The 16,884-nt window shown below is 68.4% G+C and carries 14 protein-coding genes; 9 read left to right on the top strand and 5 right to left on the bottom strand.

Annotated features, from left to right (window positions below; genetic code table 11):
* Position 1: 1 nt before the first annotated feature.
* The 3 genes from PHR85_RS00475 to PHR85_RS00485 are packed head-to-tail and all read left to right on the top strand — an operon-like array spanning position 2 to position 2,197.
* On the top strand, positions 2-508 hold the full coding sequence (locus PHR85_RS00475) for a peptidylprolyl isomerase (RefSeq protein ID WP_300049182.1): 507 nt from the start codon (positions 2-4) through the stop codon (positions 506-508).
* On the top strand, positions 498-1,313 hold the full coding sequence (locus tag PHR85_RS00480; RefSeq protein WP_300049184.1) for a UDP-2,3-diacylglucosamine diphosphatase: 816 nt from the start codon (positions 498-500) through the stop codon (positions 1,311-1,313). Before PHR85_RS00475 ends, PHR85_RS00480 begins: the two co-directional genes overlap by 11 nt.
* Positions 1,314-1,333: 20 nt before the next feature.
* Positions 1,334-2,197, top strand: a complete 864-nt coding sequence (locus PHR85_RS00485; RefSeq protein WP_300049186.1) for a zinc-dependent peptidase — start codon at positions 1,334-1,336, stop codon at positions 2,195-2,197.
* A gap of 21 nt (positions 2,198-2,218) precedes the next feature.
* On the opposite strand, the gene PHR85_RS00490 is transcribed toward PHR85_RS00485, so the two are convergent.
* From PHR85_RS00490 to rph, 4 genes are all read right to left on the bottom strand, one after another.
* Positions 2,219-4,858 (bottom strand): DUF349 domain-containing protein, encoded by a 2,640-nt coding sequence (locus tag PHR85_RS00490; protein ID WP_300049188.1) that lies wholly within the window; start codon positions 4,856-4,858, stop codon positions 2,219-2,221.
* 101 nt (positions 4,859-4,959) lie between these two features.
* Positions 4,960-6,159, bottom strand: a complete 1,200-nt coding sequence (gene hemW / locus PHR85_RS00495; protein ID WP_300049190.1) for a radical SAM family heme chaperone HemW — start codon at positions 6,157-6,159, stop codon at positions 4,960-4,962.
* On the bottom strand, positions 6,156-6,779 hold the full coding sequence (gene rdgB / locus PHR85_RS00500; RefSeq protein ID WP_300049192.1) for an RdgB/HAM1 family non-canonical purine NTP pyrophosphatase: 624 nt from the start codon (positions 6,777-6,779) through the stop codon (positions 6,156-6,158). The genes hemW and rdgB overlap by 4 nt, the downstream gene beginning before the upstream one ends.
* A 10-nt stretch (positions 6,780-6,789) precedes the next feature.
* Positions 6,790-7,548 carry a ribonuclease PH gene (gene rph, locus PHR85_RS00505; RefSeq protein ID WP_300049194.1) on the bottom strand — a complete coding sequence of 253 codons (759 nt, stop codon included), beginning with the start codon at positions 7,546-7,548 and terminating at the stop codon, positions 6,790-6,792.
* A 134-nt stretch (positions 7,549-7,682) separates the two neighbouring features.
* Between rph and PHR85_RS00510 the strand changes: the two genes are divergently transcribed.
* From PHR85_RS00510 to PHR85_RS00525, 4 genes are all read left to right on the top strand, one after another.
* Complete coding sequence (locus tag PHR85_RS00510; protein ID WP_300049196.1) at positions 7,683-8,591, top strand: YicC/YloC family endoribonuclease; 909 nt, start codon at positions 7,683-7,685, stop codon at positions 8,589-8,591.
* Positions 8,592-8,602: 11 nt separating this feature from the next.
* Entirely contained in the window at positions 8,603-9,223 is a 621-nt protein-coding gene (gene gmk / locus PHR85_RS00515; protein WP_300049574.1) for a guanylate kinase, read from the top strand.
* A 35-nt stretch (positions 9,224-9,258) separates the two neighbouring features.
* On the top strand, positions 9,259-9,462 hold the full coding sequence (gene rpoZ, locus PHR85_RS00520) for a DNA-directed RNA polymerase subunit omega (protein WP_300049198.1): 204 nt from the start codon (positions 9,259-9,261) through the stop codon (positions 9,460-9,462).
* 125 nt (positions 9,463-9,587) lie between these two features.
* A complete protein-coding gene (locus PHR85_RS00525; RefSeq protein ID WP_300049201.1) occupies positions 9,588-11,849 on the top strand; it encodes a bifunctional (p)ppGpp synthetase/guanosine-3',5'-bis(diphosphate) 3'-pyrophosphohydrolase in 2,262 nt (753 codons plus the stop codon).
* 24 nt (positions 11,850-11,873) lie between these two features.
* On the opposite strand, the gene greB is transcribed toward PHR85_RS00525, so the two are convergent.
* The gene (gene greB, locus PHR85_RS00530) at positions 11,874-12,431 is read right to left on the bottom strand and encodes a transcription elongation factor GreB (protein ID WP_300049203.1); all 558 of its coding nucleotides are present in this window, start codon (positions 12,429-12,431) and stop codon (positions 11,874-11,876) included.
* 87 nt (positions 12,432-12,518) lie between these two features.
* On the opposite strand from greB, the gene hsdR reads away from it, so the two are divergent.
* On the top strand, positions 12,519-15,314 hold the full coding sequence (hsdR, locus tag PHR85_RS00535) for a type I restriction-modification system endonuclease (RefSeq protein ID WP_300049205.1): 2,796 nt from the start codon (positions 12,519-12,521) through the stop codon (positions 15,312-15,314).
* Positions 15,315-15,415: 101 nt separating this feature from the next.
* Positions 15,416-16,879 (top strand): N-6 DNA methylase, encoded by a 1,464-nt coding sequence (locus PHR85_RS00540; RefSeq protein ID WP_300049207.1) that lies wholly within the window; start codon positions 15,416-15,418, stop codon positions 16,877-16,879.
* Positions 16,880-16,884 lie beyond the last annotated feature (5 nt).

Raw genomic sequence — 16,884 nt, forward strand, 5'->3', positions numbered from 1 at the left:
CATGGCCAACCCCCAAGTCGAACTGCACATCAAGGACCACGGCGTCATCACGCTCGAACTCGACGACGAGAAGGCGCCGATCTCGGCCGCCAACTTCCTTGACTATGTCAAGAGCGGTCATTACGACAACACCGTCTTCCACCGCGTGATCGACGGCTTCATGGTCCAGGGCGGCGGTTTCGAGCCCGGCATGACGCAAAAGCCCACCGGCGCCGAGATCAGGAACGAAGCCAACAACCAGCTCAAGAACGAGAAGTACACCGTCGCGATGGCGCGCACCAACGCCCCGCACTCGGCGACCGCCCAGTTCTTCATCAACGTGGCCAACAACGAGTTCCTGAACTTCAAGAGCGAGACCCCGAGCGGCTGGGGCTATGCCGTGTTCGGCAAGGTCGTCAAGGGCACCGAGATCGTCGACAAGATCCGTGGCGTCAAGACCGGCAACAAGGGCTATCACAGCGATGTGCCGGTCACCGATGTCGTGATCGAAAAGGCCGTTGCGCTCTGATCCCGCCGCGCTGGCAGGCTGGGGCGAATTGAACGCCCCAGCCGGCTGGCGCGCGCTGGACTTCATCTCCGACCTGCACCTGCAGGACGGCGAGCCCGCCACCGCGCAGGCCTTCAGGCACTACCTGCGGGACTGCGCGGCGGATGCGCTCTTCATCCTGGGCGACCTGTTCGAGGTCTGGATCGGCGACGACCTGCTCGACGCTGCCCCCGCCGAACGGTCGACCGAGACCGAATATGACTTTCTGGCCGGCATCTGCGCCGATCTGCGCGCCTTCTCGGCCCGGCGCGCGCTCTACGTCATGCATGGCAACCGCGACTTCCTGCTCGGCGCGCGCTTTGCCGCCGCCAGCGGCGCCACCCTGATCCCCGACCCGACCCGGCTGCGCTGGGGCGAGCAGCGCCTGCTGCTGAGCCATGGCGACGCGCTGTGTCTGGACGATGCCGACTACCTGGCTTTCCGCGACCAGGTGCGCCGCCCCGACTGGCAGGCGGCCTTCCTGGCGCGCCCGCTGTCCGAGCGCGCGGCCTTGGCCCGCGGCCTGCGCGCGCAAAGCGAGGCGCGCAAGCTGGACCCGCAAATGCACTGGGCCGACGTCGATCCGACCATGGCCAGGGAATGGCTGCGAGCCTGCCAGGCCGACCAGCTGGTGCACGGCCACACCCACCAGCCGGCCCGTCACGGGCTGGGCGACGGGCTGCAGCGGCTGGTGCTGAGCGACTGGGATGTCGATGCGCGGCCCGCGCGCGCCGAAGCGCTGCGACTCGACGCCGACGGCTGGCACCGGATCACCTTGGCGGGCTGAAGCCGCCAGGAAAACGCCCGATGGCGCAACCCAAAGGCCTTTGGCAACGCCTGGTGAAACGACTGCCGGGCCGGCTGCGGCGCTGGCTGGCACACCCGACCCTGTCCGCCCCGCCCGAGATCCCCGGCAAGCTCTGGCACAAGACCCTGGCCGGCCTGCCCTGTCTGCACGATCTGGACCAAGGCGAACGACAACGGTTGCGGCAATTGAGCGCGCGCTTCCTGGCCGAGAAGGAATTCCACGGTGCGCAAGGCCTGCTGATCAGCGACGCGATCGCGCTGAGCATCGCGGCCCAGGCCTGCCTGCCGCTGCTGCATCTGGGCGAGAAGGCGCTGGACTGGTATGGCGATTTCGTCGGCGTCGTGGTGCATCCGGACGAGGTGCTGGCCTCGCGCGAGGCCGTCGACGCGGCCGGCGTGCTGCACCGCTGGCAAGAGCCGCTGATCGGCGAGACCATGGCCGGCGGCCCGGTGATGCTGGCCTGGTCGCGTGTGTTGGGTGGCCGCCAGGCGGCGACGCAGGGCCACAACCTCGTGATCCACGAGTTCGCGCACAAGTTCGACCTGCGCGGCAAGCCGGCTGGCGCGCCGGCGAACGGCTGCCCACTGCTGCCGGCGGGCTTCATGGGATTGAGCCGCGCGGCGGCGCAACGGCGCTGGCAGCAGGCCTGGAATGCGGCCTATGAACGTTTTGGCGAACAGCTGGAACTGTCCGAGCGCTTCGGTGAACCGGCGCCCTGGCTGGACGCCTACGCAGCCGAAGCGCCGGCTGAGTTCTTCGCCTGCAGTTGCGAGGCCTACTGGGTGGCCCGCCAACGCCACGCGCGCGAGTTCCCCGAGCTGGCGCCGCTGCTCGACGCCTTCTTCAGGCGGCCGCCGCGCTGAGGCGCGCGGCGACCAGCCGGCTCACTTGCGCAGCAGGACCTTGAGCGCGTTCTGCAGGCGGCGCGCCTGGGCGGCGTCAAAGTCAGATGCCAGCACCTGCGCGACATCCTGGGCCCAGGTCTGGGCCGGCGCCGGGTCGTTGCGACGGGTCAGCAGCTTGAGCTGCAGCGCGCGGCGCGCGTCGAGCTGGTCGGCCGGGGTCGGGACCTCGGCGGCCATCTCCAGGCGCAGCAGGCTCTCGGCGCCCGCAGCGCCAACGGCCGGGGCCTTGGCGACGGCCTGGACCCAGGCGCCGCGCGCGTTGCCGACGCGGCCACCCAGGGCTTGCGCGGCGGGCAAGGCTGCCGCATCGCGCTGTTCCCAGGCGCCCAGCAGCTGGGTCAGCACCTCGCCATGGGCCTGGGCCGCCAGCTTGCGCAGCGCGGCCTCGGCATGCTCGACCGCCTCGCGCTGGGCGCGGAAGGCGGCGTCGCCCAGACGCGGGCCACGCGGCTCGAAGCCGTCGCGGTCGCCGCGCTCGGGACGGCCAAAGCCTTCACGGCGGCCATCGCGACCACCACGCTCGTCGCGGCCACCGGCGCGCGGACCCCGGTCGCCCGGGCGACCACCAGCGGCCGGCTGGGCCTTGACCATGCCGGGGCGATCGTCGCCGCGCACGGCCACGATCTTCTTGGGCGCGGCAGCCGGCTTGACCAGAGCAGCGGCAACCGCTTCCTCGGCCGACTCCTCGGCTGCGGCTTCGGGCGCGGCTTCAGCCGCAGGCTCGGCCGGCGCTTGCGCCACCGGCTTGGCCTGCTCGGCGGCGACGGCAGCCGCCTGGCCACGGATCGCGTCCTGCAGGTCCTGCATCGCGGCGCGGATCTGCTGCGCATCGCCGCCGGCATTGGCCGCTTCCAGCGCCTTGGCCGCGTCGAGCACGAGCTTGTCATGCTCGCTGAGGGCCGAGGCCGACTTGCTGCGCTCGGAGCCCTTGCGCTCGAAGGCCTCGTCGATCGGCTTGCGGAAGGCTTCCCACAGTTTCTGTTCCTGCTTGCGCTCCAGCAGCACGGCATGCGCCTCCTGCTGCCAGCGCTGCTGCAGCGCCTTGACCGCATCGATGCGCAGCGAAGGCGCGGCGCCCAGCGCCTTGGCCTCCTCGATCAGCGCGTGACGGCGGGCGATGCTTTCCGACTGGGCGGCCTCCAGGCGCGCGTGGGCCGACTGCATCGCCACCTTCCAGAGCGGCTGCAGCTCGGTGTAGAGCTTCTCGCTCACATGGCCCGACTGGCGCCAGCGCTCGGCGAAGGCATGCAGTTCGCGCAGCTGCGCCTTCCAGTCGCTGTTGTCGGCATGGGCCAGGGTCCAGGCCTTGAGGTCCTCGATCATGGCCAGGCGCTGGGCGCGGCTGGCTTCGGTCTGCTCCTTGAGCTTGCCCAGCCAGGCCTCGACCAGCTTGTGGGCCGCGGTGCAGGCCTCGTCGAACTTCTTCCACAGCGCGTGGTTCGGCGCGCCGCCCTGATCGGTGGCCTTCCATTGCTCGCGCAGGCCGCGCAGCGTCTCCTGGATCTTGCGACCGCCCGGGCGCTGGCCTTCGGGCGCCTGCGTCAGCGCGACCGCCTTGGCGAGCAGCTCCTCGCGCAGCTGGTCGGCGCGCCAGCGCTGCCAGCCCTCCAGTTCGCCGGCCTGCAGCAACGCGGCCTGGACCAGGGCTTCGAGCTCGGTCGAGACATGGCGGCCATGGTCCTTGAGCGCGGCGCGCAGCACGGCGACCGCCTTGGCGGTGGTCTTGGTGTGACCCTCGGCCACATTCTGCTGCAGCGCGGCCAGCGCGGCACCGACGACTTCGGCCGCCTTGGCCTGTTGCAGCGCCAGCTCGGCCGGATTGACCGCAAAGGCGGCGGCGGCGGCGGGGGCTTCGCCGCGCGCGACGCGCAGCTCGTCAGCCCAGACCGGCACGGCGGGCAGCGGCGCCTCGGCGCTCTCGGCGGCGGCGGCGGCCTGCTCCAGCGCCGCGCCAAAGGCTTCCCAGACCAGGGTCAGCTGCTCGCGCGAGGCTTCGAGCTGGCTCGGATACTTGGGGTCCAGGCTGTCCCAGGCCGGCTCGGCGCCGAACTGCTGGGCGGCCGCCTGCCACTGTGCCACGTCAGCGCCCAGGCCGGCGAGCACCGCCTGCGCCTCGCGCCAGGGCTTGGTCGACAGCACCTCGATGCGCTGGGCCAGCAGCAGCGCGGTCTCGCGCTCGACCTGGACCCGGTGTTGCAGGTCCTCGACCGCCTTCATGCGCTCGGCCAGCGCGACCTTGAGGCCGGCCAGCGGTTCGCGCGACAGCGGCGCGCCGGCCTTGGCGGCGTCGCGCTGCCAGGCCATCGCATCGGCCAGGTTCAGGCGCGGCTGCTCGATCAGGGCCCGGGCCTTGGCGGCCCATTCCTCGGCGATCGCTTCCTGCGCCTTGGCGCGCTTGAGTTCGTCGAGCTTTTCCTTCAAGGCCTTGGCCGCGCCCTTGTCGCGGTGCGAGAGCTCGCGGTAGACCTCGGCCATGCGGTCGATGGAGGGTTCGGAGGCCAGCCACTCGCGCAGACGGGCGGCGCGCTCGCCCGAGGTCGGCGCGGTGAAGGCTCCGCCCGTGAGGGCGTCGAGTTGCGGGAGATCGGCGGGTTTGGAGGAAGGCTTGGAGGTATTCACGACGCGAACAGTATTCAGGAATTAGACGCGCGAGGCGGCGTTCGCCCCGGCATGGGTAATGCGCTATTGTCGCCTGTCTTTGCCAGGCAGGGAAAGCCGGATCAGCGGACTTCGTCCGGCAGGAACAGTTCCTGCAGATCGCTCAGGAAATCGAAGCCTCGCTCGGTCGGGCGCAGACTGGCCAGATCGCGCTCGATCCAGCCCTTGGCCTCGGCCTGCTGCAGCGCCGGCATGATGCGACTCAGCGGCAAGCCGGTGCGCTCGCTGAACAGCGCCAGCGGGAAGCCCTCGCGCAGCCGCAGCGCGTTGAGCATGAACTCGAACGGCAGCTCGGCGGGCGCGACTTCCTCCTCGCTCGCCATCGGCTGGCCCTGCAAGGCGTTCTCCATGTAGAGCTGCGGGTCGCGCCAGCGCACCTGGCGCAGCACGCGGTGCGCGAAGCTGAGCTTGCCATGCGCCCCGGCACCGATGCCCAGGTAGTCACCGAACTGCCAGTAGTTCCAGTTGTGGAAACAGCGGTGGCCGGCGCGCGCGTAGGCCGAGACCTCGTAGCGCGACAACCCGGCCAGCCCGGTGCGCTCGGTGATGCGGTCGAGCATTTCGTAAGCCAGGTCCTCGTCCGGCAAGGCGGGCGGAAACTTGGCGAAATAGGTATTGGGTTCGAGCGTCAGGTGATAGACCGACAGGTGCGGCGGATTGAAGCCCAGCGCGATGTCGAGGTCGCGGTCCAGCTCGGCCAGGGTCTGGCCCGGCAGCGCATACATCAGGTCGATGTTGAAGGTCTCGAAATGGCGCGCGGCCTCGTCGAGCGCGGCCCGGGCCTGGTCGGCGCTGTGGACCCGGCCCAGCGCCTTGAGGAAGCGATCATCGAAGCTCTGCACGCCCACGCTCAGGCGCGTGACGCCGGCCTCGCGAAAGGCCTTGAAGCGGTCCTTCTCGAAGGTGCCGGGGTTGGCCTCGAGCGTGATCTCGGTGTCGGCTTCCAGCCGCAGCAGCGCCCGGACGTCGGACAGCAGGCGGTCGATCGCGTCGGGCGAGAACAGGCTGGGCGTGCCGCCGCCGATGAAGACGCTGTGCACGCCGCGGCCCCAGATCAGCGGCAGGCTGGACTCCAGGTCGGCGCGCAGCGCCTGCAGGTAGCGCTCCTGCGGAAAATCGCCCTGGGCTGCCTCGTGCGAGTTGAAGTCGCAGTAAGGGCATTTCCTCAGGCACCAGGGCAGGTGAATGTAGAGCGACAGCGGCGGCAGGGCCGACAGCCGCAGCTGGCCCGGGCGGTGCAGCTGGATGACGGACTGGTTCATGCGGCGCCGTCCGGATACCAGCGCTCGCGCATCAGCGCCAGCATGGCGCGGGCGGCGCGGCCGCGGTGGCTGTTGGCGTTCTTGACCTCGTTGCTCAGCTGGGCGAAGGTCTGGCCGAACTCGGGGATGAACATCACCGGATCGAAGCCGAAGCCGTTGGCGCCAATCGGCTGCTCGGTGATCAGGCCGGCGACGCGCCCGCTCGCGACCAGCGGCTCGGGATCATCGGCGCTGCGCACCGCGACCAGGGTGCTGACCATGGCGGCACGACGGTTGGCCTGCCCCCGCAGCTGCTCCAGCAGCGCGCGCACATTGTTGGCGTCGCTTTTCTCGTAGCCGAACTGGGTGCAGTAGTAGGCGGTGTCCACCCCCGGCAGGCCGCCGAAGGCGTCGACACAGAGCCCCGCGTCGTCGGCCATCGCCGGCAGCCCACTCAAGGCAGCCGCATGGCGCGCCTTGGCCAGCGCGTTCTCGATGAAGGTGCGGTGCGGCTCGGGCGCCTCGGGGATGCCCAGCTCGCCCTGGCGGATCAGCGCCACCCCCAGCGACTCGAACATGGCCTGCAATTCGGCCAGCTTGCCGGCGTTGTTGGACGCCAGTACCAGTTTTCGACCTGTCATGTCCAGCTCCTCAGATCACGTCGGCGCCGGCCAGCACGGCCTGCTGCAGCACGATCAGCTCAGCTATGCCCCGCTCGGCCAGCAGCAGCAGCTGGTTCATTTCCTCGCGGCTGAAGGGCACCCCCTCGGCCGTGCCCTGGACCTCGACATAGTGACCGGCGCCGGTCATGACCACGTTCATGTCGGTGTCGCAGCCAGCATCTTCCAGGTAGTCGAGGTCGAGCACCGGCTGGCCATGGACGATGCCGACCGAGACCGCCGCCACCGGATGCAGCACCGGGCTGTCCACCAGCTTGCCCTCGGCCAGCAGCCTGTGCACCGCGTCCTGCGCGGCGACGAAGGCGCCCGTGATCGCGGCGGTGCGGGTGCCGCCATCGGCCTGCAGCACGTCGCAGTCGAGCGTGATGGTGCGCTCGCCGAGCGCCTTGAGGTCGAACACCGCGCGCAGCGAGCGCCCGATCAGGCGCTGGATCTCCTGGGTGCGCCCGCTCTGCTTGCCCTTGGCCGCCTCGCGGCTGCTGCGGGTGTGGGTGGCGCGCGGCAGCATGCCGTACTCGGCCGTGACCCAGCCCTCGCCGCTGCCGCGCTGGTGCGGCGGCACCCTTTCCTCGACCGAGGCGGTACAGAGTACCCTGGTGTGGCCGAACTCGACCAGCACCGAGCCCTCGGCATGCATGGTGTAGTTACGGGTGATGCGCACCGGGCGCAGGGCATCGGGTCGGCGGCCATCGGCACGCGGGGCCGTCGCGGTCAGGATCGGATCGGTCATGGAAGTCTTGAGCAATGAATGGGGGCTGGAGAATAGCTGCCCGCGACGCGGGTCGCGGTGAGGCCCCCCTGGTCTTTGACATAATCACCGTCTCTGCAACCTTAAGCCGTTGCGTCCCGACTGCGAGAATTGAAATGCCAGTTTACAGCATGACCGGCTATGCCACGGCCCAGAGCCAGCCCGCCGATACCGACCTCCCCACGCCCGCGGCTTCGGCCACCCTGGGCCTGGAAATCCGCTCGGTCAACAGCCGCTTCCTCGACCTGGGCTTTCGCCTGTCGGACGAACTGCGCCCGGCCGAGCCCGCGCTGCGCGAGCTGATCAGTGCCCGCGTCAAGCGCGGCAAGGTCGAGGTGCGCGCCTGGATCGAGGGCCGCGGCGACCACGCGCTGCGCCAGCCCAGCATGGCCGAGCTGCAAAAGCTGATCAGCGTGCAGGACCAGGTACTGGCCTGGATGCCGCAGTCGCGCCCGCTCTCGGTCGCCGAGGCGCTGGCCACGCTGGGCCGCAGCGCGCCCGTGCCGACCGGCTTGAGCGATGAACTGCTCGCGCTGGCGCGTCACGCGGTCGACGAATTCACCGCCTCGCGCGAACGCGAAGGCGCCAAGCTCTGCGCCATGCTGCTGGACCGCGTGGCCCAGCTGCGCGCGCTGGCGGCCCAGGCCCAGCCGATGGTGCCGCAGCTGGTCGAGCTGCAGCGCCAGCGCTTCCTGGAGCGCTGGAACGAGGCGCTAGGCGCGGCGCGAGCCGACGCCGCCGCCCAGGCCGCGCAGGAGCGCGCCCTGTCCGAAGCCACCGCGTTCGCGATCCGCATCGACGTGGCCGAGGAACTGACCCGCCTGCAGGCCCACCTCGACGAGATCGAACGCCTGATCGGCAAGGGTGGCGAGGTCGGCAAGCGGCTGGACTTCTTCATCCAGGAGCTGCACCGCGAGGCCAACACCCTGGGCAGCAAGTCGTCCAGCCTGGAGCTGACCCGGATCTCGGTCGACATGAAGGTCATGATCGAGCAGATGCGCGAACAGGTGCAGAACCTCGAATGAACGAAAACAAGATGGATTACCCCGGCAACCTCTACGTCGTCGCTGCCCCGAGCGGCACCGGCAAGTCCAGCCTGGTCAAGGCCCTGCTGGAAGTCGATTCGCACATGGAGCTGTCCGTGTCGCACACCACCCGCGCGCCGCGCGGCCAGGAACTGCACGGGCGCGAGTACTACTTCACCAGCCACGAGGAATTCGACCGCATGGTGGCGGCCGACGCCTTCGTCGAGTGGGCGCAGGTGCACGGCAACCGCTACGGCACCTCGCGCCAGACCATCGAGGACAAGATCGCCGCCGGCGCCGACATCGTGCTCGAGATCGACTTCCAGGGCGCGGTCCAGATCAAGGACCAGTTCCCCAACGCGGTGCTGATCTTCATCCTGCCGCCGAGCTGGCCCGAGCTGCGCGCGCGGCTGCAGCGCCGCAACGAGGACTCCGAGGACACCATCGAGCTGCGCATGAAAAACGCCGCCCAGGAAGTCGCACAGGTCGACAAGTTCGATTTCGTTATAATCAACGAACTGTTCGAGCGCGCGCTTTTCGACCTGAAAGCCATTGCGCACGCGCAGCGGCTCAAGTTGGCCGCTCAGCGTCGCGCCCGTGCCGACACCTTCCGCGCCCTCAATATCCCCTAATCCCCCCAAGGCCCTGCGCCGCACCGGAGCCCGTCATGGCACGCATCACCGTTGAAGACTGTCTGGAAAAGATCCCCAACCGCTTTCAGCTCGTGCTGGCCGCGACCTACCGCGCCCGCATGCTGCACCAGGGCCACACCCCCCGGGTCGAGACCAAGAACAAGCCCTGCGTGACCGCCCTGCGCGAGATCGCCGAAGGCAAGGTCGGCCTGGAGATGCTGAAGAAGGTCCCGATCTGAAGCAGGCACCGACGCCACGGACCGAAGGCACCGCGGCGCGGTGCTTTTTCTTTTTCAGGCCATGCGCCTGGACGCAAATCCCAGCAACGGCATCAATCCGCATCCATTCAGGCTAAAGTAAAGGGATGAATCAGGATGCGACCTCGACCCCCACTCTGAGCCCCGCACAGGCGGCGGCCAGGGCTTCCGCCGCCAGCTTCGCCGCGCTGGAAACCTGCCTGGATTACCTGAGCCCGGCCGACATCGAACTGGTGCGCCGCGCCTACCGCCTGGCCGACGAAGCCCATCTGGGCCAGATGCGCAAGAACGGCGACCCCTACATCACGCACCCGATCGCGGTGGCGCAGATCTGCACCGAATGGAAGCTCGACGCGCAGGCACTGTCGGCCGCGCTGATGCACGACGTGATGGAAGACTGCGGCATCAGCAAGGCCGACCTGATCGAGCGCTTCGGCATGCCGGTGGCGGAACTGGTCGACGGGCTGACCAAGCTGGAGAAGCTCGAATTCCACTCGCGCGAGCACAACCAGGCCGAGTCGTTCCGCAAGATGCTGCTGGCGATGGCGCGCGACGTGCGCGTGATCCTGATCAAGCTGGCCGACCGCACCCACAACATGCGCACCATGGGCGACATGCCGCGCAGCAAGTGGGAGCGCATCTCGTCCGAGACGATCGAGATCTACGCGCCGATCGCGCACCGCCTGGGCCTCAACCACAGCTACCGCGAACTGCAGGAGCTGGCCTTCAAGCACCTGTTTCCCTGGCGCTACGCGGTGCTGAACAAGGCGCTGGACAAGTCGCGCAACCGGCGCAAGGACCTGATCGCGCGCGTGCACGCCGAGGTCGACAACGCCTTCGGCCAGCACGGCATGGAGACCTTCATACGCGGGCGCGAGAAGACCCTGTTCTCGATCTACCACAAGATGCGGGTCAAGCACCTGTCCTTCGCGCAGGTGACCGACATCTACGGCTTTCGCATCATCCTGCCCGACCTGATGCAGTGCTATGCCGCCTTGGGCGTGCTGCACCAGCTCTACAAGCCGCTGCCAGGCAAGTTCCGCGACTACATCGCCATCCCCAAGGCCAACGGCTACCAGTCGCTGCACACCACGCTGGTGGGCCCGTTCGGCACCAACATCGAGTTCCAGCTGCGCACCGAGACCATGGACGTGGTGGCCGATTCCGGCGTGGCCGCGCACTGGCTCTACAAGGCCAGCGAACCCGACAGCACGGCGGCGCGGGACCTCAACACCCAGTGGCTGCAGTCGCTGCTCGACATCCAGCAGGAGACCAACGACGCGGTCGAGTTCTGGGACCATGTCAAGGTCGACCTGTTCCCCGAGGCGGTGTATGTCTTCACGCCCAAGGGCCGCATCATGGCCATGTCGCGCGGCGCGACCGTGATCGACTTCGCCTATGCCATCCACACCGACGTGGGCTCGCACGCGATCGGCGCGCTGGTCAACCGCGAGCAGACCCCGCTGCACACCGAGCTCAAGAACGGCGACGTGGTCGAGATCGCCACCTCGCCGCACGCCAAGCCCAACCCGGCCTGGCTGAGCTTCGTGCGCACCGGGCGGGCGCGCTCCAAGATCCGCCACCACCTCAAGACCATGGAGCTCAAGGAGTCGCACGAGCTGGGCGAACGGCTGCTGCTGCAGGCGCTGCGCGCCGAGGGCATCGCCGCCCTGCCCGACGGCGTCGGCCAGCCGCCCGGACTGTGGGAGCGGCTGCTGCGCTTCACCGGCAACCGCAACCGTGACGAGCTGCTGACCGATATCGGCCTGGGCAAGCGCATCGCCTCCATGGTCGCGATCAAGCTCGCCAGGCTGCTGGGCGAGGCCGGCCTCAAGCCCGACGTGCTGCTGATGACGCAGGAACGCTACGCGGGCGGCCACGACCAGCTCAGCCAGGGCGTGCTCGCGCTCGACGGCAGCGAGGGCGCCTCGGTCCGTTATGCGAGCTGCTGCCACCCGATTCCGGGCGACGCCATCGTGGGCTACCTGGGCCGTGGCGAGGGCCTGGTGGTGCATACCGACGACTGTCCCGTCATCCAGAAGCAGCTGCTGCGCGACAGTGAACGCTTCACCGCGGTCGAATGGTCGGACGAGCCGGTGCGCTCCTTCGAAACCTGCCTGCTCGTCACGCTCAACAACGTCAAGGGCGCGCTGGCCAAGGCCGCCGCCGCGCTGGCCGCCGCCGAGGCCGACATCACGCACCTGCAGATGAGCAAGGAGCCGGTGCTGTCCGACCTGGACATCCGCTTCACGGTGGCGGTGCGCGACCGCATCCACCTGGCCCATGTGCTGCGCAGCCTCAAGCGCACGCCGTCGGTGATGCGGATCCACCGCGAACGCCCGGGCAGCGACCACCACGGCGCGACCTGAGCGTGGCCGGCGGCGCTGGCTCCTTCAGGCCGCTGGCGGCGGATAGCTGACCTTCAGCAGCTCAAGCGTCTCCCAGCCGGCGGGCGTGCGCAAGCGGACCTCGTCGCCCACGCGCGCCTTGAGCAGCGCCTGCGCCACCGGCGCGATCCAGCTGATCTGGCCCTGGGCGCTGTCGGCCTCGTCGATGCCCATCAGGGTCACGCTGGTCTCGCTGCCGTCCTCGCGCGCGTAGGTCACGGTGGCGCCGAAGAAGACCTGATCCCTGCCGTGGTGCAGCGAAGGGTCGACCACCACCGCGATGTCGAGTCGCCGGGTCAGGAAGCGGATGCGGCGATCGATCTCGCGCAGCCGCTTCTTGCCATAGAGGTAGTCGCCGTTTTCCGAGCGGTCGCCGTTGCTGGCGGCCCAATGCACGATCTCCACCATCCTGGGGCGCTCGACGTCGAGCAGCTGCAACAGCTCGGCTCTCAAGCGATCGTGGCCGGCGCGGGTGATGTAGTTCTTGCCGCCAGCGGGCAGCCTGGGCAGGCCGAGATCCTCGTCGTCATCGGCATCGGTTTCGCGGGTGAAGGCTGGGCTCATGCGGAAAGTGTATGCGGGCCGCGCATCGATAAACGCCTAGAATCTTCTGAACCCAACAACAATTGCTAATTACGCCATCGTTCAGAAATGCGCAGCCACTCCAGCTTTCTTGCCAAGGATTCGCCACTGCTGGCCGAACTGACCATGGACGAGGCCGCCACCCGGCGACTCATCGACCAGATGCTGGTGGACGCCGGCTGGGAAGCCGACACCCTGGAGCTGACCCACGCGAAAGGCGCCCGCCCTGAGCGCGGCAAGCACCAGGCCATTGCCGAATGGCCCACCCAGGGCCAGCAGCGCGCCGACTACATGCTGTTCGCCGGCCTCACCCCCATCGCGGCGGTGGAGGCCAAGCGGCTGAACACCAACGTGGCCGGCAAGATCGCCCAGGCCGAGCGTTACGCCCGGGGGGTCGTCATCGAGCCGGATCACGAAGCCGCCTGGCTCGCCGAAGGGCGCAACGCCCCCTGGCCCGACGGACAAGGCGGGCTGTTCCAGCTGCCCTTCGTCTACTCGTGCAACGGCCGCCCGTTGCTCAAGCAGAGCCCGGAAGCCAGCGGCACCTGGCACCGCGACCTGCGCCACCCCTCCCGCCTGGCCAGGCCGCTGCAGGGCTTTCACTCCCCGGCCGGCTTGCTGGACCAGCTCAGGCGCAGCCGAGCCGAGGCCGAAGCCAGGCTGCGCCAGGAGAGCCTTGCCTACCTGGGCCTGCGCGACTACCAGCAAAAAGCCATTTCAGCGGTCGAAAGCGCCTTGGCAAATGGCCAGACCCAATGCCTGTTGGCCATGGCCACCGGCACGGGCAAGACCCGCACCATCATCGGGCTGATCTACCGCTTCCTCAAGGCCGAGCGGTTCCGGCGCATCCTGTTCCTGGTGGACCGCACCGCGCTGGGCCAGCAGGCGCTGGACGCCTTCAACGAGGCACCGCTGGAGCTCAGCCAGCCGCTGTCCAGGATCTACCACGTCGCCGAGCTGGGCGACATGGCGCACGAGGCCGAAACCCGCGTGCAGGTCGCCACCGTGCAGGCCATGGTCAAGCGCATCTTTGCCAGCGACAACCCGCCCGCGCTCGATGCGTTTGATTGCATCATCGTGGACGAAGCCCATCGGGGCTACACGCTGGACCAGGACATGACCGAGGGCGAACTGGCCCTGCGCGACCCCAACCAGTACCTCAGCACCTACCGGCGCGTGCTGGACTACTTCGACGCGGCCAGGATCGGCCTGACCGCCACCCCGGCCCGCCACACCATCGAGATCTTCGGCAAGCCCGTCTACACCTACTCCTACCGCGAAGCGGTGGCCGACGACTGGCTGATCGACCACGAGCCACCCATCCGCTACGAGACGCTGCTGACCCGTCACGGCATCCACTTCGACAAGGGCCAGCAGGTCGAGGCCATCAACCTGGCCACCGGCGAAATCGAAGTCGCCGAGCTCGACGACGAACTGAACTTCGCGCTCGAGAGCTTCAACCGCCGCGTCATCAACGAGGACTTCAACCGCGTCATCTGCGAACAGCTGGCCCGGGAGCTGGACCCGATGGGCGAGGAGAAGGTCATGATCTTCTGCGCCACCGACGCGCACGCCGACATGATCAAGCGCCTGCTGAGCGACGCCTTCAAGTCCGTCCATGGCGAGCAATACAACCAGGCCGCCGTGGAAAAGATCACCGGCGCCTCGGACAAGGTGGACCAGCTGATCCGGCGCTACAAGAACGAGCGCTTTCCCACCATCGCCCTCACGGTCGACCTGCTGACCACCGGCATCGACGTGCCGCCCATCTGTCACCTGGTGTTCCTGCGCCGGGTCAAGAGCCGCATCCTGTACGAGCAGATGATCGGCCGCGCCACCCGACGCTGCGACGACATCGGCAAGACCGTCTTCAAGATCTACGATCCGGTGGACCTCTATGCCTCGCTACAGGCGGTCAACACCATGCAGCCGCTGGTGAAAGACCCCAGCGTGACGCTGGAGCAATTGGTCGCCGAGCTCGAGCAGCCCAACGCCTACGTCACCACCGGCAGCGCGCCGGACCGGACCCATGCGCACGACCTGCTCGACCAGCTCAACCAGAAGCTGATGCGCGTGCTGCGCGACGCCCAGCACAAGGCCGAGAAAAAGCCGGCCCTGAAGGAAAGGCTGGAACAACTGGAACAGCAATGGGGCGTGGCCCCGAAGGACCTGCACCGGCACCTGCGCCAGCTCGGACGGGAAGGCGGCCCCCAGGCAGCGGCGGACTTCCTGCGCCAGCACACCCGGCTGCTGGTGCAGATCGGGGAAGTCAAGCAATTGCTGGGAACGACGTACCTGCCCGTCATTTCCCAGCACGCGGACGAGCTGCAGGAGCGCACCCAGAGCTGGGGCACCTACGCCAAACCCGAGGACTACCTGGGCAGCTTCGGCGACTTCGTGCGCCAGCAGCTCAACCAATCCGTGGCGATGGCGACGGTGGTCAACCGGCCCAAGGACCTGAGCCGCGCCCAGCTCAAGGAATTGCGCCTGCTGCTCGACGGCGCCGGCTACTCCGAAGCCAAGCTCAAGGCCGCCTGGCGCAACCAGAGCAACCAGGACATTGCCGCCGGCCTCATCGCCTACATCCGCCAGGCGGCGCTGGGCGAAGCCCTGCTGCCCTTCGAGCAGCGAGTGGCGCGCGCGATGCAAAAAACCTACACCCTGCGCCCCTGGACGCCCGTGCAGCGCAAATGGCTGGAACGGCTGGCCAAGCAGCTCACGCACGAGCTGGTGATCGACCACGACTTCGTCAACCACGCCTTTGCCAGCGACGGCGGCGCCAAACAGCTCGACAAGCTGCTGGGCGGCCAGCTGGAGCCAGTCATGGGCGAGCTGGCCTCTGGCCTGTGGCCGCAGGTGGCCTGAGCGGGTGATAGGATTGCCAGCAATATGCCCCTTACCTCGGCCCCCGGCGCAAGCGCGGTGTGTCATGTGAGGGGTTTCGCATTTCCGGATCACGCCCACCCATGACCACCCAAGACATCGTCCAGAAGCTCTGGAACCTCTGCGACGTGCTGCGCGACGACGGCATCAACTACAGCGACTACGTGACCGAGCTGGTGTTGCTGCTGTTCATCAAGATGGAGCACGAGAACACCGAAAGCGGCCTGCTGCAGAAGCACATGCTGCCGGAATACGCCCGCTGGCCCGAGCTGCGCGACAAGAGCGGCCTGAACCTGCTGCGCCACTACCGCGAGACGCTGTTCAAGCTCTCGACCAGCGACGACCGGCTGATCGCCGCCATCTACGCCGACGCGCAAACCAGCATCAAGGAACCACGCCACCTGGAGCAACTGGTCAAGAGCCTGGACGGCATCGACTGGTTCAGCGCGCGCCAGGACGGGCTGGGCGACCTGTACGAAGGCCTGCTGGAAAAGAACGCCAGCGAAACCAAGAGCGGCGCCGGCCAGTACTTCACGCCGCGCCCGCTGATCGACACCATCGTGCAGCTGCTCAAGCCGCAGCCCGGCGAAACCGTGCAGGACCCGGCGGCGGGCACGGCCGGCTTCCTGATCGCGGCCGACCGCTACATCAAGGACCACACCGACGACCACTACGACCTGGACGAGAAGCAGCGCCAGTTCCAGCGCAACCAGGCCTTCCTGGGCATGGAACTGGTGCCGGGCACGCGCCGGCTGGCGCTGATGAACTGCCTGCTGCACGGCATGGAAGGCGACGCCGAGGGCGTGGTGCATGTGGGCAACACGCTGGGCAGCGCGGGCAGTGCCTTGCCCAGGAGCCAGATCATCCTGAGCAACCCGCCGTTCGGCACCGCCAAGGGCGGCGGCGGCCCCACCCGCGACGATTTGACCTTCACCACCGGCAACAAGCAGCTGGCCTTTCTGCAGCACATCGTGCGCCACCTGCGCGACGGGGGCCGCGCCGCCGTGGTGCTGCCCGACAACGTGCTGTTCGAGAGCGGCGTGGGCGCCGACATCCGGCGCGACCTGATGGACAAGTGCCGGCTGCACACCGTGCTGCGCCTGCCCACCGGCATCTTCTACGCCCAGGGCGTCAAGACCAACGTGCTGTTCTTCCAGAAGATCAGCCAGGCCGCCACCGGCGGCACCCGGGAGGTCTGGGTGTACGACATGCGCGCCAACGCGCCCAAGTTCGGCAAGCGCACGCCGCTGACGCATGCGCACTTTGCCGACTTCATCGCTGCCTATGGCGAAGACCCCAACGGCCTGAGCGAGCGACAGGACCAGGGCGAGCAAGGGCGCTTGCGACGCTTCAGCCGCGAGTGGATCACAAAGGAAAAAGGCGACAGCCTGGACATTGCCTGGCTGAAGGACGACAGCGCCGAGGATGCCGCCGACCTGCCCGAGCCCGCCGTGCTGGCCAGCGAGGCCATGGCGGAGCTGAACGGGGCGATCGAGGAGCTGGAAGCGATATTGGCGGAGCTGGGCGAAGCCCCGGAGGCCGCATGACCGCA

The sequence above is a fragment of the Malikia sp. genome (genome assembly GCF_028687635.1).
In the GTDB taxonomy this organism is placed as follows: domain Bacteria; phylum Pseudomonadota; class Gammaproteobacteria; order Burkholderiales; family Burkholderiaceae_C; genus Malikia.

Excerpts from the sequence above, each read along its gene's own strand:
- PHR85_RS00485 (WP_300049186.1), top strand. The coding sequence starts at position 1,334 with ATGGCGCAACCCAAAGGCCTTTGGCAACGCCTGGTGAAACGACTGCCG.
- rdgB (WP_300049192.1), bottom strand. The coding sequence starts at position 6,779 with ATGACAGGTCGAAAACTGGTACTGGCGTCCAACAACGCCGGCAAGCTG.
- rpoZ (WP_300049198.1), top strand. The coding sequence starts at position 9,259 with ATGGCACGCATCACCGTTGAAGACTGTCTGGAAAAGATCCCCAACCGC.
- PHR85_RS00540 (WP_300049207.1), top strand. The coding sequence starts at position 15,416 with ATGACCACCCAAGACATCGTCCAGAAGCTCTGGAACCTCTGCGACGTG.
- rph (WP_300049194.1), bottom strand. The coding sequence starts at position 7,548 with ATGACCGATCCGATCCTGACCGCGACGGCCCCGCGTGCCGATGGCCGC.
- greB (WP_300049203.1), bottom strand. The coding sequence starts at position 12,431 with ATGAGCCCAGCCTTCACCCGCGAAACCGATGCCGATGACGACGAGGAT.
- hemW (WP_300049190.1), bottom strand. The coding sequence starts at position 6,159 with ATGAACCAGTCCGTCATCCAGCTGCACCGCCCGGGCCAGCTGCGGCTG.
- PHR85_RS00525 (WP_300049201.1), top strand. The coding sequence starts at position 9,588 with ATGAATCAGGATGCGACCTCGACCCCCACTCTGAGCCCCGCACAGGCG.
- PHR85_RS00475 (WP_300049182.1), top strand. The coding sequence starts at position 2 with ATGGCCAACCCCCAAGTCGAACTGCACATCAAGGACCACGGCGTCATC.
- PHR85_RS00510 (WP_300049196.1), top strand. The coding sequence starts at position 7,683 with ATGCCAGTTTACAGCATGACCGGCTATGCCACGGCCCAGAGCCAGCCC.
- hsdR (WP_300049205.1), top strand. The coding sequence starts at position 12,519 with ATGCGCAGCCACTCCAGCTTTCTTGCCAAGGATTCGCCACTGCTGGCC.
- gmk (WP_300049574.1), top strand. The coding sequence starts at position 8,603 with ATGGATTACCCCGGCAACCTCTACGTCGTCGCTGCCCCGAGCGGCACC.